Here is a 13,346-nt window from a genome sequence, read left to right as displayed (position 1 = left end):
CCGTCATGGGAGTGGTGATCCTCGCCCTGGCGCTACCCGCCTGGGCGGGGATCACGTACGTGGGCCTCGTCCGGGCCCGCGGGGGCGACGAACCGCCCCCGCTCCAGTCGCCCCGGCCCCCGCGTGCGCCCGCCAGGAAGGCCGCCCGGATCGCCGCGTTCGCGTACCTCGCGGGCGGCGCGCTGCACCTCTACGGCCTCTCGTACGTGCCGTTCCTCTTCCCCGAGGACGCCTGCTGGTTCAAGGCGGGAATGAAGGTCCGTCCGGACCGCAGCGGTGCGCTCCCCGTCAGCCTGGTGTGCCGGGGCATGGAGATCGTTCCGTGGTGGGTGAACCCGGGGCTCCTCGTCCTGGCGGTCACCGCCGTCGCCGCGACCGCCACGAGCGTCGTCCTGGCGCTCAAGTACCCTCCCGGGAAGCCCTCGTGAAAGGAACCCCTGAGTGGCGACGCTTCCGGAGATAACGGCCCTGCTGGGCGAGCCCCGGTTCCACTGGTCCGACCCGGCGCCCTGGACCGCACTGGAGCGGGAGATCGGCGTCGAACTCCCGTCGGACTTCCGGGAGATCGTGGACGCCTACGGTTCGGTCCAGATCAATGACCAGCTCTACCTGAAGCACCCGGCCGGTCACCTCCTGCACAGTCTGGGGAGGAACATCGGGGAAGACCTCGCGTTCTGGCGCGAGGAGGACATGGCGGAGTTCCTGCCGGCTCCGGTCGGGGGAAACCCGGGTGAGCTGCTGCCGGTGGCGTCGGCCACGACGGGGGAGGCGGTCTTCCTCCGCGTCCCCGACGGGCCTTCGGCGCCCTGGCGGGTCGTGGTCCAGGAGATGGACAGCCCGTCCTGGACGCTCTACGAGATGACGTTCGGCGCGTGGCTGCTGGCCTACCTGGAGGGCAGGGACGTGACGCTGTGCTCCCGGAACCTCGCGCCGGACGGGCCGTTCTACGCGTTCCTGCCGTGACGGGGGCGGGGCGGGGAACCCGTACCGCTCACAGGGACGCCACGTACGCGTCGACGACGGAGGCGGGGATGCGCCCCCGGTCGTTCACGGGGTGACCGTGCGCGCGGGCCCACCGGCGTATCGCCCCGGTGTCGTGGCCCCGGACGCGCACGGGACCGTCGGGGGTTCCGCTCCGGTCTTCCGGCGGGATCCCCTCCAGCCGGTCCGCCACGGCGTCGAAGAAGGCGGACAGGGACGCGTACTCGCCTTCCACGGGGCCGGACCCCTCGCTCCAGCGTCCGACGCGGCCGGTGCGCGCGTCGAGGAACCTTCCGTGGAAACCGTCGCTCTCGGAGGAGACCGGGACCCACTCGCGGCGCCAGGAAGGGTGGCCGGGGTCCCCGGACGGTTCCGACTCCTCCGCGGCCGTCATGTGGAGGTGGACGCGCTCGACGCCGGCGAGTCCCAGCAGGAGGCCCCCGTCGGGGAGGACCCCTTCGCGGCCGGACGCGAGCGGGCCCGCGGTGTCGCCGGACCGCCCGGCGGGGCCGACGTCGTTCGCCAGGAGCCACTGCCGCATCTCCTCCGGCAGCCGCACGCCCATGCGTTCCTCGGCGGCGGCGAGGGCCGCCGGGTCCCCGGGGCCGCCGAGGGAGGCGAAGACGGCGGGGGAGTGCCGCTCCAGCCACCCGGTGATCCGCCCCCACGCCCGCCGCACGTCACCGGCCGGGGGGAGCGGCGGTCTCTGCTCGTCCATGGGCGGAGCGTACGCGGGGCCCCGGAGCGGCATCGCCCGGGGGCGCCGGGCCGGTCGGGGTGACGGCCGTCCCGGCAGGCGTAGAAGGCGACCGTGCGGTCGCCTCACCAGCGGCCCGTGTCAGGAATGGTTACCGGCCAAACTGTGGCCGATAACCGTCCTTATGCGTGGCGTTCCTTCACAGCTTCCCCACAGACCGCACCGCTCGTGAGCTTGTCGAATGCGCGTTCCCCGGGCGGGGGGTCCACGCAAACGGTTTTCCGTCCCGCCTTCCGGATGCCGAACCGACCCTTGCCGGGCGAGGTTTACTCGGGGTTAAGTAACGCCGCGCGTACCGGAGCTGACCACTCCGTCGTGGTGCGCGCACGTCATCGGCGGTCGGGGGACAGTGCCGCCACGGGGAGAAGGGCACCGCCATGCCGCGGTGCCCGTTCGCTGTGAACGTCGCCCGGGTCACCCCTGCCCGCTCCCGTTCGCTGTGAAGGAAGCTCCCCTTGCGGTTCACCACGGGGTTGTTCAGCCCCCGACCACGCTCGTCCCCCCTCCTCTCCACCACCTTCACCACCGCCGTCACCTCCGTCGCCGCCCTGGCCGTCCTCGGCGGCCTCGCCGTGCGGCCCGGTGCCGTGCCGGACCCGGTGCCCGTGGCCGCGGCGGCCGACTCGTACGACGGCTACGACCCCACGGCCGCCCAACGGCTGCGCGAAGACCAGTGCATGGGCACCGAGGGCCTGCGCATGGGCGGACCCAACGTCTACGCCCTCGCGCAGAACGCCCTCGTCCTGCCTCCCGATCAGATGCACAAGCAGCTCGAACGGGACATGTACAACGACAAGACCCCGTTGCACGCGGCCTGGAACGCGGATGACGTCGTCAAGGGCCAGTGGCTCGACAAGATCCAGAAGCAGGGCTACGCGTGGAACAGCGCGGCGAGCCTGGAGTCCTACCCCAACGAGCCGAAGGACCCGGACGAAATCTTCGACCGGACCGGGCTGGTCCCCTGGCTCTACCAAGGCTTCTCCGACCCGCTCAACCTGTTCAACCCCTTCTACGACTCATCGCCCACCGCCGACGACAAGACGAAGGCCGCCGCGCTCGCGATCGGTGACCCGCTCTACACCACCGGCGGGACGCCGCAGGAGCGGGAAGCGTGGGCGCTGTGGAAGAAGAACTCCGGCAAGGTCGAGCCCAATCAACTCTTCCTCCCGAGGGTGTTCGCCGATGACGCCCGCATCTTCCTCGCCTCCGGCGGCTTTCCCCGTACGGCTCCGGAACCGGACAGTCCCGAGTTCCGGATCGCCGTCGAGGACCTGAAGGCCCGCTTCGGGGCCTGCGGCTGGCACGATCCGATCGATCCGAACCGGGTCCTCGGAAAACAGGTGGCGCAGGCCGACGCCGAGTGGCAGCGGGAGATCGCCGGCCAGACCGCGCAACGGCAGCAGATCCTCACCGCCGGCAAGGACGCCGCAAAGGCGCTGCAGGACGGCACCTATGCCCTCAGCATGCTCCTGGGCCAGTCCTGGCTCGCGGACTACTACACCCGTTGGCAGGACCACTGGACCCCCGGTGGTGTGGGTTGGCTCGGCGACGGCTACACGGTGATCGAGGTGCCGGGCGCGAAGGGCATGTGCCTGGATGTCCAAGGCGGTGGAAAGACCAACGGCACACCGGTCCAGATCCACACCTGCAACAACACAGCCGCGCAGAAGTGGCTGCTGGAGGGCAGTGAAGAGGACCTGCACCTTCGCAACGTCAACTCGTACAAGTGCCTGGACGTGGCCGGGAACGCGTCTGCCAACGGCACGAAGATCCAGATCACGGACTGTTACAGCACCAAAGGCCAGTCCTGGAAGGGCGACGTCCGCGCCGCCTCTCCCCTCAAGAGCCTGACCACGGGCAAATGCCTGGACCTGAGTGCATTCACCGCCGGTACGGACACGCGGCTGTTCGACTGCAAGGGCACCAGCGCGCAGAAGTACCTGATCAAGCCGACCGGGGAGAAGGGGCCCGGCAGCACGACCCAGCCGGCCAAGTCGGATTTCGACGCGGCGAAGAAGGGCATCACCGACGCCCAGACGGCGGCGAAGACCCACCTCGCCGCGATCAGGACCCAGCTGGAGAAGGCCAAGACGTCGGCCACCTCCTCCGACGCGGCCCTGCAGGCCTCGTACGGCATCGCGGACGCCGCGGGCGCCCCGCGCGGCCGGGGCCTCCTGGTCGGGCAGCAGAAGGCCCAGGTCACCAAGGGTGCCGTCGCCGCGCTGACGGCGATGGTGAAGGCCGGCGAGACCGCCGAGGCGGCCACCCGGGCCGCCGCGGGCGACAGCGCCACCATCACCCAGCGGGCCCTCGCGCAGACCGCGCAGGTCAACGCCGAGTTCCGCAAGGAGGCCGCGCACGCGGCCGAACTGCAGGCGAAGGCGGCGGCCGACGCCGCCAAGATCCACCGCGACAACGCCAAGAAGGACAAGGAGACGGCGGAGGCCAAGCTGGCCCTCGCGCTGAAGGCCGAGGGCGACGCCAAGGCGGCCGCCGCCGACGCGCACGCCAAGCGGCTCGCGGCCGAGGCCGAGGAGGCCAAGGCTAAGGCGGAGAAGGACACCGCCGCCGTCAAGCAGAACGAGGCCGCCCAGCACAAGCAGACCGCTCAGGCCGAGGCGGGCAAGGCCCAGACCGCCAAGGAGAATGCCGAAGCCGCCGAGGCAACCGCCGTCGCGCGCAAGAACGACGCGGTCAAGGCGCGCGACAACGCCCGCGACCTCAACGCCGACGCGTGGGACGCGGCGCAGAAGGCGGACGCGGCCCGCGCCAAGGCCGACGCCAAGAAGGCGTACGCCGAAGCCCACGAATCCGACGAACAGGCCCAGGCGTCCAGGGCCGCCGCCGACTCGGCCAACGCCTACGCGAACGACGCCGAGGCAGCTGCGGGCCGGTCCCGTGCCGCCGCCGACGCCGCCACGCAGGCCGCCGCCGAGGCCGACGCCGCCGCCACCCGCGCCGAGGCCGCCGCCAAGCGGTCCCGCGCGCACGCGGACGCCGCCCAGGCCGCCAAGCTGAGGGCCGACGCCGCGGTGCGGACCGCGACCAGCGCCGCCGCCGACGCCATCAAGGCGTCCCAGCACGCCGCCGAGGAGGCCCGGACCGCCGTCAGGCTGGCGGAGGAGGCCGAGAAGCTGGCCAAGACCGCCATGACCCAGGCGGACGAGGCGAAGAAGGAGGCCGCCAAGGCCCTCGCCGCCGCCGCGAAGGCCGCGGGCTTCGCCCACGTCACCGCGCAGGCCGCCGAGGACGCGGGCAACGCCGCCGTCCAGGTCGCCAAGCCGGCCAACGACGCGATCCAGCTCGGCTCGCCCTACGTCACCACCGACTCGGCCGCCGGCCTCGTCGTCCTGACCGGCCAGGCGTCCAAGACCATCGCCGACCAGCAGAAGGCCGTCGCCGACGCCCACGCCCAGAACGCGCGGGCGGAGGCGGCTGCCGCCAAGAACGTCGCCGACCAGGCCGTCGGCGACGCGAAGATCGCCTACCAGTACGCGGCCAACGCCGCCGGACACGCGGCCGACGCCCGCGCCTACTCCAAGGAGGCCCTGGGCTACGCGGCCGACGCCGCCGCCGCTGCCGCGAAGGCGTCCCAGTCGCTGGCCCGCACCGTCGAGTACGACCGCAAGGCCACCGAGGACGCGGCCGCCGCCGACAAGGCCGCCGGGCGCGCCGAGGGTTACGCCCAGCAGGCCCGCGCCTCCGCCGACCAGGCCGCCCTCGACGCCCAGGCCGCCCGCGAGGCCGCCGCCGCCGCCGAGCAGTCCGCCAAGGACGCCCGCGCCGCCGCCGACCGCGCCGACGCCGCCGCCACCGAGGCCGAACAGGCCGCCAAGGACGCCCTCAAGTACGCCCAGGAGGCACAGAAGGCGGCCGAGGAAGCGGCCCGCAACGCCGCGAACAAGCAGGTCTCGACCGGTGCCGGAACCGGGGTCGGCGGCACGTGGTACGTCGTCGACGAGGACAGCATCGAGATCACCGAGGCCAAGCAGCACGAGCCCTGCGTGATCACGATCGGCTTCGAGGGCTGCACCACCACCTTCACCGTCACGTTCAGCGCGGTGGTCGACTTCTTCCTCTGCACCGACCCCGCCATGGCCACCGGCGGGGGCAGCTGCCCGAGGGCGGACACCCTGCTCATCGAGAGCAAGCGCATCCCGGGCCTGAAGAAGGACGTCACCCGCTACTTCTCCAAACTGGAGCTCATCCAGGAGACCCTCACCTACAAGCTCATCAAGGCAGTCCTGGTCCAGGACTTCGTCGACTGCTGGCACGGCAGCGCCACCGGCTGCGCCTGGGCGGCGAGCAACTTCATCCCCGGCAAGGCATTCGGCAAGGTCTTCGAAGGCATCCGCGCCCTGGACGCCGCGATGAAGACCGGCACCGGCATCCGTGACGCGTTCAAGGCCCTCCAGGCCCTCGACCTGGACCCCGGGACCCTCGCCAAGCTCAACGCCATGGTCAACGCCGAGGAAGCCCTGTACACCGCCTGCAAGGTCAACAGCTTCCCCGGCACCACCCGGGTGCTGATGGCGGACGGCTCGCAGCGGCCCATCAGCCGGGTGGGCGTGGGCGACCTCGTCCGGGCCACCGACCCGGCCACCGGCCGGGTGGAGGCGCGCCGGGTCACCGACACCTTCGTGCACGACACCCGGCGCCTGGTGGACGTCACCGTCGCCGGCGGAGGGAAGCTCTCCAGCACCGCCGGCCACAAGTTCTACGTGGTGGGCCGGGGCTGGACGCTGGTCTCCGACCTGAACACCGGCGACCGCCTGCGCACCCCGGACGGCTCCGTCCGCGCGGTGACCGCCCTCCTCGACCGCCCGGGCCTGGCCCCGAGCACGGTCCACGACCTCACCGTCGACGACCTGCACACCTTCTTCGTGGTGGCGGGCGTCACCCCGGTCCTCGTCCACAACTGCAACGTGGCCCTGGGATGGCAGCGCGGCGACGAACTCGACAAGTGGGCCAGGGCGAACAAGTTCGCCACCTTCTCCATCGCGTCCCCGAGGGACTTCGCCCAGATCGTGGAGAAGGCCGTCGCCGACCCGAAGGTGATCCTGCACGTCAACATGACGGGACTGAGCCAGTACGGAACCTTCGTGGACGCCGCCCAGCGCGGCCTGAAGTACGGTGAGGCCGGACGGGCCACGGACTACGAGATGTCCATGATCGCGAGAGCCCTCGTCAACGGCCAGCGACCGTGGAGCTCGATCCAGTTCTACACGCCCACCGGACCGGACGGGGCCATGGAGCTCGTCGCTCCGACGGCGATGCCGGACCTGTCGAAACTCACCGGGGACCTGTCCCCGGTGAAGGGTTCGGTCATCGGCTACTGCCACTGCTGAGGAGTCGGACGTGGACGCGCACCAGGAAGACCGGTACCCGGACGTGACCGCCGCCGGCGGTCTCGTCACGGCCCTGCGGCGGACGGCGGAGCGGCGCGGCCGCGACATCGGCCTCTCGCCCTGGGCCACCGACGCCGACGAAGCCGTCATCGACACGCCGAGGGGCTACCTGACGGTGACGGCCAACACCGCGACCGGGGAACGCTCGTTCCGGCTGCGCGTCCACATCCCCGAGGCCGGCTGGGACATCGGCGCCACGGACGACCTCGGAACGCTCGTGGACGCGGTCGCCGCGTGGCGGGAGGGCGTGCCCAACGGGGAACTGGAGGCGAGGTTCGGCTTCCTGAACCTCACCGCGTTCACCGCGGCGCTCGAAGCCGGAGAGCCCACCGCCACGCAGTGGGCCGACCTCCTCTCGTCCGCGTACCACCGGGGACTGCGGGACCTCCTGCGCCGCCTCCACGCGGACGCGGTGCTGCGGAACGCGTTCCCGACGGTGACGCACCGTGCCGTCCGCCTGCGCGTGGACCCGATGCACTGGGAGAGCCGACAGGTCCTGGTGCGGGAAACGGAGGAGGGACGGTACGAGGTCCTGCGTACCGGGGTGCCCGGGGCGGACTGGACCGAGGTGCCGGGCGAGGACCTGACCGTCCGTCTGCGCGCCGCCCTGTACGACGGGTGAGCGGGCCGAACCGATGAGAACCAAGCCCCGCCGGACGTTCTCCGGCGGGGCTTCCTCGTGCCGCCCGGGGCTCCGGCCGGGCTTTCCCGTGCCGCCCGGGGTCCCGGCGCGCGTGCGGGGGACCCCGGCGTATGTACGGGGCTGAAGGCGTCTGCGACCATGACATCCATGCCCCGGACCGACTCCGCCACCAGCACGTCCACCACCCCCTCCATACCCCCCTCCCGCCCCTGGGCGGTCGTCCTGATCGCCTGCGCGGGACAGTTCCTCGTCGTGCTCGACGTCTCCGTGGTGAACGTGGCGCTGCCGTCGCTGCGGGCCGACCTCGGGCTCTCGTCGCTCGGCCTGCAGTGGGTGCTCAACGCGTACGCGATCGCCTTCGCCGGGTTCATGCTGCTCGGCGGACGGGCCGCCGACCTCTACGGGCGCAAGGCGATGTTCCTGCTCGGGCTCGCGGTGTTCACCGCCGGATCCGTCGCGGGCGGCCTCGCCCAGGAGGGCTGGCAGCTCGTCGCGGGCCGTGCCGTGCAGGGCCTCGGCGCGGCCGTCCTGTCGCCCGCCACCCTCACCCTGATCACCGACGCGGTCGCCCCCGGGCCCGCCCGGACCCGGGCCATCGGCACCTGGACGGCGGTCGGCGCGGCCGGCGGCGCGGCGGGCGGCTTCGTCGGCGGGCTCCTGGTCGACCTGCTGTCCTGGCGCTGGGTCCTCCTCGTCAACGTCCCCGTCGGCGTCCTCGTCCTCGTCGGCGCGCTCCTCTCGCTCCGTGAGAGCCGCCCCGGCACCGCCCGCCGCCTCGACCTGCCGGGCGCGGTCCTCGTCACCGGCGGGCTCGCCACCCTCGCGTACGGCATCGTCCAGACCGAGGAGGCGGGCTGGGGCGCCCCGAAGACCCTCCTGACGCTCCTCGGCGCGCTCGTCCTGCTCGGCGCGTTCGTCGCGGTCGAGGCCCGTACGGCGGCCCCGCTGATGCCCCTGAAGATCTTCCGCACGCGGACGGTCGCGGCGGCCAACGCGGCGATCCTGCTGTTCGGTTCGAGCTCCTTCGGCATGTGGTTCTTCATGACGGTGTACGCGCAGAACGTCCTCGGCCACACCCCGCTCCAGGCCGGTCTGGCCCTCGTCCCCAGCTCCCTCGCCGTCGTCCTGGGCTCCAAGGCCGCGCCCCGCCTGATGCCGGCCCTCGGCGCCCGCCGCCTCGCCGTGGCCGGCGCCCTCGTCGCCGCCTCCGGCTTCGCCTGGCAGTCCACGATGACCGCCGACGGCACCTTCCTGACGACGATCCTGGGCCCCGGCGTCCTGATGATGGGCGGCATCGGCCTGGCCACCACCCCGCTGGCCACCCTCGCCACCTCCAGCGCCGCCCCGGGCGACGCGGGCCTGGTCTCGGGCCTCGTCAACACCTCCCGCACCATGGGCGGCGCCCTCGGCCTCGCGACCCTCTCCACGGTCGCCGCCGCCGTCACGGGCCCGGTCCACGGCACCCCGGACCCGGTCGCCCTCACCGCGGGCTACGCGGCGGCCTTCCGCGTCTCGGCGGCGATCCTGCTCGGCGCGACGCTCCTGATGCTGCTGTGGCTGCCGAGGGGGGACGCCGGGAAGACCTCCTGACCGGACCGGCCGGAGCCGGGGACCCGCCGGGCGGGGCGACTCCTCGGAGCCGGCCCTGCCGGCGGGCCGCCCGCGCCGCCTCCACGCGGTTGCGGGTGCCCGTCTTGCCGATCGCGGAGGACAGGTGGTTGCGGACCGTGGACTCCGAGAGGTGGAGGGCGGCCGCGACGCCGCCGGGCGTTTCCCCCGGCCAGCCCGGCCCCGTACCCCGGCCCCGTACCCCGCCCGGCCCGGCCCGGTGACGGACCCGGTGGCCCGTCCGGCCCGGTGACGGACCCGGTGGCCCGTCCGGCCGCGACCGGTGCTCCGGCCGGTGCCGGACGGGACCCGGCCCGGAGTTCCCGCCGCTGCCGGATAGGCTGAACGGGCCCCGGAGGGCCGGGGCGTGAGTTCGGATGGGGTGGGAAATGCCGAAGCACCGGCTGTCCAGAAGAGGCCGCTACATCGCCCTGGCGACGACCGGCGTCGCCGTCGTCGCCGGCGCCGGGATCGCGGCGCAGACCTCGACGGCCGCCCCGGCGTGGCCCGCGCAGAAGACCTACACCGGCAGGGCGTTCGACACCTGCGCCGCGCCCTCGCTCACCGCGATGAAGGCGTGGAAGAAGGACGGCTACTACGGCGGCGTCGCGGTCTACGTCGGCGGGAAGAACCGCGGCTGCGCCCAGCCCAACCTCACCAAGTCCTGGGTGAAGTCGGTGGACACCCTCGGCTGGCGGGTCGTCCCGCTCTACGTCGGCGCCCAGCCGCCCTGCCAGAAGAGCGGGAACAAGGAGCGGTTCACCGCGGCCACCGCCGCCTCGGTCGGAGCGAGCAACGCCAACGACGCGGTCGCCAAGGCGTCGGCGCTCGGCATGCGGGCCGGCAGCCCGATCTACCTCAACCTGGAGTCGTACAACACCGCCGACAAGGCGTGCAACGACGCGACCCTGGCCTACGTCCGGTCCTTCAGCAAGACCCTGCGCGCCAGGACCTACCGCGCCGGCCTCTACGGCTTCAGCAGCTCCGGCGCCAAGGCGATCGCCACCGCCCAGAACCGCACGGACCTGCCGGGCAACCTCTGGTACGCCCAGTGGAACGGCCAGGAGACCACCACCAGGGACTGGCCCTGGAACCCGAGGCTGTACACCGACCACAGCCGGGGCCACCAGTACAAGGCCAACAGCAGGGAGACCCGCGGCGGCCACACCATCAACGTCGACCGCAACGCCTGGGACGCCCCGGTCGCCATCATCGGCTGACCGGCTCCTCCGGCGGGCCGGGGGCGCCGGGCCCCGGCCCGCCGGTCTCCCCGGGGAGTTCCGCGACGACCTCGAACCCGCCGCCCGGGACCGGCCCCTGGCCGTGCGGGCGGCGGGGCGGGTGAGCGGGCTCCGCGAGGAGACCTTCCACGCCCTCGCGGACTCCCTCCTCGCGGCCGCGACACCACGGAGCGGAGGCCCGTCCGGGCGGGCGCGAACGTACGGGGCCGGCCGTGGCGGATGTTCCGACGGCCTTTCCCCGTACGGTTGCTGACGTGCCGTCACGAGGGTTCCCAACATCCCGGGCCTCGGCTATACATGGGGACCACCGGCCTAGAACGCGTTCTAGAACAGCCGCGTGCGGGACGGTTCCCGGCCGGACCCGGCACGGACGGCCGCGCCGGGTTCTCCCACGTCACGAGGAGCAGCAGCCCGATGCCCATCGACGCAGCCAAGGCCGTCGCCGCCGAACCCCGCAGCACCGAGATCTCCTGGGACCACAAGGACGTCCAGCTCTACCACCTCGGCCTCGGCGCCGGAGTGCCCGCGACCGATCCCGCCGAACTCCGCTACACCCTGGAGTCCCGGCTCCACGTCCTGCCCAGCTTCGCCACCGTCGCGGGCGGCGGCATGGGGATCGTCGACGGGCTCTCCGCCCCCGGCGTCGACGTCGACCTCATGGCCGTCCTGCACGGCGCCCAGTCGATCACCCTCCACCGGCCCCTCCCCACCGGCGGACGCGCCGTCTCCACCTCCCGCGTCGCCGACGTCCACGACAAGGGCAGCGCCGCCGTCCTCGTCCTGCGCTCCGAGACCGCCGACGCCGACGGCCCGCTGTGGACCAGCGAGGCCCGGATCTTCGTGCGCGGCGAGGGCGGCTGGGGCGGCGACCGGGGCCCCTCCGGGCGCCTGGACACCCCGGACCGCGAGCCCGACCGGACCGTCGAACGGCACGTGCGCGAGGAACAGGCCCTGCTCTACCGCCTCTCCGGCGACTGGAACCCGCTGCACGCCGACCCCGAGTTCGCGGCCCTCGCCGGTTTCGACCGGCCCGTCCTGCACGGCCTGTGCACCTACGGCATGGTCCTCAAGGCCGTCGTGGACACCCTGCTCGGCGGGGACGTCGCCCGCGTCCGGGCGTACCACGCCCGCTTCGCCGGAGTGGTCTTCCCCGGCGAGACCCTGCGGATCCGGATGTGGGCGGAGGAGGGCCGCGTCCAGGTGACGGCCACCGCGGTGGAGCGCGACGACGCCCCCGTGCTCACGGACGCGCTCGTGGAGCACGCGTAGGACGTCCGGGGACGCCGGAGGGCCCCGGGAGACCCCGGGGCCCTCCGGCCCGCTCGACCGTCAGAACGCTCCGGTCACTGCGCGTCGGGTTCGCGGCGGTGGCGGCCGTGCGGGGAGGACGAGGAGTCCTCCGCCGGCGCGGCCACGCCACGATGCCGTCCGGAGCCGTTCGACTCCGTACCCTCCGTGCTTGCTTCCGACATGGTGCGACTCACCCCGTAGAAATCGATCTTGCCGTGCGGCCCGCGATTCTAGCCAACGGGTCCGCGGTCGGTGAGGGGAGCCTGCTGGAGCGGTACGGGGCGGCACACGCGGGGCTCCTCGGGGACCTCCACCGGCTCCGGCCGGGCCTCCGGCTCCTCGGGAACCTCCAGGGCCGCGAGGCCGCACGGCACCTCGGGCGTCGCGTACGGCAGCCGCAGCACGCCCCCGGCCGTCCACAGGCCCGTGCCCGCCACCCAGCCCCGGGGGGCGGCCAGCTGGTCCATCCGGCGGGACGAGGGGCGCCAGATCCCCACCCAGCTCCCGGCCGCCGCGTCGATCCGCAGCGCCACCGCGCAGCTCTCCGGCATCAGCACCTGCCCCGGCTGCACCGCGAACGGCGTCACCGCCGCGTCGTCGAGCCGCAGGCACTCCGGGAAGCGCACCGGCAGCAGGCTCCCGAGGACGCCCCAGCCGAGCCGGTCGTGCCCCGGCGACGGCGCGTCCGAGCGGATCAGGAGCAGACCGCTGTCCGGGTCCGCGAGCAGCAGCCGGTCGTCGCTGTCCTCGGCGATCTGGAGCAGCGGCGTCACCTCGCCGCCCCGCTCCAGGTCCACGGCGACCGCCTTCACCGGTCCGTCGCCGAGCCGCCGGTCCAGGGCCAGCATCCGGCCCGTGCGGTCGAGCCAGACGCCGCCCGCGCAATGGCCCCGGACCTCCGCCACCCGCTCCGGGCCGAAGGCCCCGCCCGCCACCAGCCAGAGCGTCGTGGTGTCGGGACCGACGCACATCGCGTACGCGCAGATGCCGTCCGGCGAGGGCGGGAGCAGGACGAGCCGCTCGGAGCCGGGCGCGTCCACCGAACCGAGCCGCAGCTCGCCGGTGGCCGGGCCGGTGGGGTAGAGCAGCGAGAACGTGTGCCGCCGTCCGTCCACGCGGCGGCAGACGAGGACCCGGCCGTCCGCGAGGGGCAGCAGTTGCGTGTGCGGTTCCTCCGGCTGGTCGAGCGGGAGCGGCACGGCGTACGGTTCCGGGCCGTCGAGGGTCCACCTCTCCGCGTACAGGGCGTCCCCGGTCCCCGCGAGCCCGGCGGCGTACGCGCCGTTCGCCGTGATCGCGAACCCCGCCGGCCGGCCGGCCCTCCCGTCGTCCTTCCCTTCGGCGTCGTCGTCCTCGGCCGGGATCTCGATGGCACAGGCTGTCATCGACTCGTCACCTCCGGCGACGAAGCTAGTTTT

General features: G+C 73.3%; 9 protein-coding genes and 1 pseudogene. 7 read left to right on the top strand and 3 right to left on the bottom strand.

Annotated features, from left to right (window positions below; genetic code table 11):
• The first annotated feature begins 5 nt into the window (after positions 1–5).
• A complete protein-coding gene (locus tag ACFYZY_RS17090; protein ID WP_388694441.1) occupies positions 6–428 on the top strand; it encodes a hypothetical protein in 423 nt (140 codons plus the stop codon).
• Between the two features lie 13 nt (positions 429–441).
• Positions 442–963, top strand: a complete 522-nt coding sequence (locus ACFYZY_RS17085) for an SMI1/KNR4 family protein (protein WP_388694439.1) — start codon at positions 442–444, stop codon at positions 961–963.
• Positions 964–991: 28 nt separating this feature from the next.
• On the opposite strand, the gene ACFYZY_RS17080 is transcribed toward ACFYZY_RS17085, so the two are convergent.
• Positions 992–1,699: a histone-like nucleoid-structuring protein Lsr2 gene (locus tag ACFYZY_RS17080; RefSeq protein ID WP_388694436.1), complete on the bottom strand. Its 708-nt coding sequence runs from the start codon at positions 1,697–1,699 to the stop codon at positions 992–994.
• Positions 1,700–2,415: 716 nt separating this feature from the next.
• Here ACFYZY_RS17080 and ACFYZY_RS17075 point away from each other — a divergent pair.
• From ACFYZY_RS17075 to ACFYZY_RS17065, 3 genes are all read left to right on the top strand, one after another.
• Positions 2,416–7,086 carry an RICIN domain-containing protein gene (locus ACFYZY_RS17075; RefSeq protein WP_388694781.1) on the top strand — a complete coding sequence of 1,557 codons (4,671 nt, stop codon included), beginning with the start codon at positions 2,416–2,418 and terminating at the stop codon, positions 7,084–7,086.
• A gap of 10 nt (positions 7,087–7,096) precedes the next feature.
• Positions 7,097–7,768, top strand: a complete 672-nt coding sequence (locus ACFYZY_RS17070) for a hypothetical protein (RefSeq protein WP_388694435.1) — start codon at positions 7,097–7,099, stop codon at positions 7,766–7,768.
• Positions 7,769–7,927: 159 nt separating this feature from the next.
• Positions 7,928–9,379 carry an MFS transporter gene (locus ACFYZY_RS17065; RefSeq protein ID WP_388694433.1) on the top strand — a complete coding sequence of 484 codons (1,452 nt, stop codon included), beginning with the start codon at positions 7,928–7,930 and terminating at the stop codon, positions 9,377–9,379.
• A gap of 46 nt (positions 9,380–9,425) precedes the next feature.
• Here ACFYZY_RS17065 and ACFYZY_RS17060 read toward each other — a convergent pair.
• Positions 9,426–9,566: pseudogene (locus ACFYZY_RS17060) on the bottom strand (LuxR C-terminal-related transcriptional regulator); the annotation flags it as partial.
• A 220-nt stretch (positions 9,567–9,786) separates the two neighbouring features.
• Between ACFYZY_RS17060 and ACFYZY_RS17055 the strand changes: the two are divergent.
• Together ACFYZY_RS17055 and ACFYZY_RS17050 are read left to right on the top strand one after the other, a co-directional pair.
• Positions 9,787–10,617, top strand: coding sequence for a glycoside hydrolase domain-containing protein (locus tag ACFYZY_RS17055; protein ID WP_388694431.1), 831 nt, complete (start codon positions 9,787–9,789; stop codon positions 10,615–10,617).
• 435 nt (positions 10,618–11,052) lie between these two features.
• Positions 11,053–11,907, top strand: coding sequence for a MaoC/PaaZ C-terminal domain-containing protein (locus ACFYZY_RS17050; protein ID WP_388694428.1), 855 nt, complete (start codon positions 11,053–11,055; stop codon positions 11,905–11,907).
• A 251-nt stretch (positions 11,908–12,158) separates the two neighbouring features.
• On the opposite strand, the gene ACFYZY_RS17045 is transcribed toward ACFYZY_RS17050, so the two are convergent.
• Positions 12,159–13,313 (bottom strand): hypothetical protein, encoded by a 1,155-nt coding sequence (locus tag ACFYZY_RS17045; RefSeq protein ID WP_388694426.1) that lies wholly within the window; start codon positions 13,311–13,313, stop codon positions 12,159–12,161.
• Between the last annotated feature and the right edge of the window lie 33 nt (positions 13,314–13,346).

The sequence above is a fragment of the Streptomyces sp. NPDC001744 genome (assembly GCF_042892575.1).
Classification (GTDB): Bacteria; Actinomycetota; Actinomycetes; order Streptomycetales; family Streptomycetaceae; genus Streptomyces.
This window is presented reverse-complemented; position numbering and strand designations above follow the sequence as displayed.

Coding starts and splice junctions, on each gene's coding strand:
- ACFYZY_RS17055 (WP_388694431.1), top strand. CDS start 9,787: ATGCCGAAGCACCGGCTGTCCAGAAGAGGCCGCTACATCGCCCTGGCG.
- ACFYZY_RS17090 (WP_388694441.1), top strand. CDS start 6: ATGGGAGTGGTGATCCTCGCCCTGGCGCTACCCGCCTGGGCGGGGATC.
- ACFYZY_RS17065 (WP_388694433.1), top strand. CDS start 7,928: ATGACATCCATGCCCCGGACCGACTCCGCCACCAGCACGTCCACCACC.
- ACFYZY_RS17050 (WP_388694428.1), top strand. CDS start 11,053: ATGCCCATCGACGCAGCCAAGGCCGTCGCCGCCGAACCCCGCAGCACC.
- ACFYZY_RS17045 (WP_388694426.1), bottom strand. CDS start 13,313: ATGACAGCCTGTGCCATCGAGATCCCGGCCGAGGACGACGACGCCGAA.
- ACFYZY_RS17080 (WP_388694436.1), bottom strand. CDS start 1,699: ATGGACGAGCAGAGACCGCCGCTCCCCCCGGCCGGTGACGTGCGGCGG.
- ACFYZY_RS17075 (WP_388694781.1), top strand. CDS start 2,416: ATGGGCACCGAGGGCCTGCGCATGGGCGGACCCAACGTCTACGCCCTC.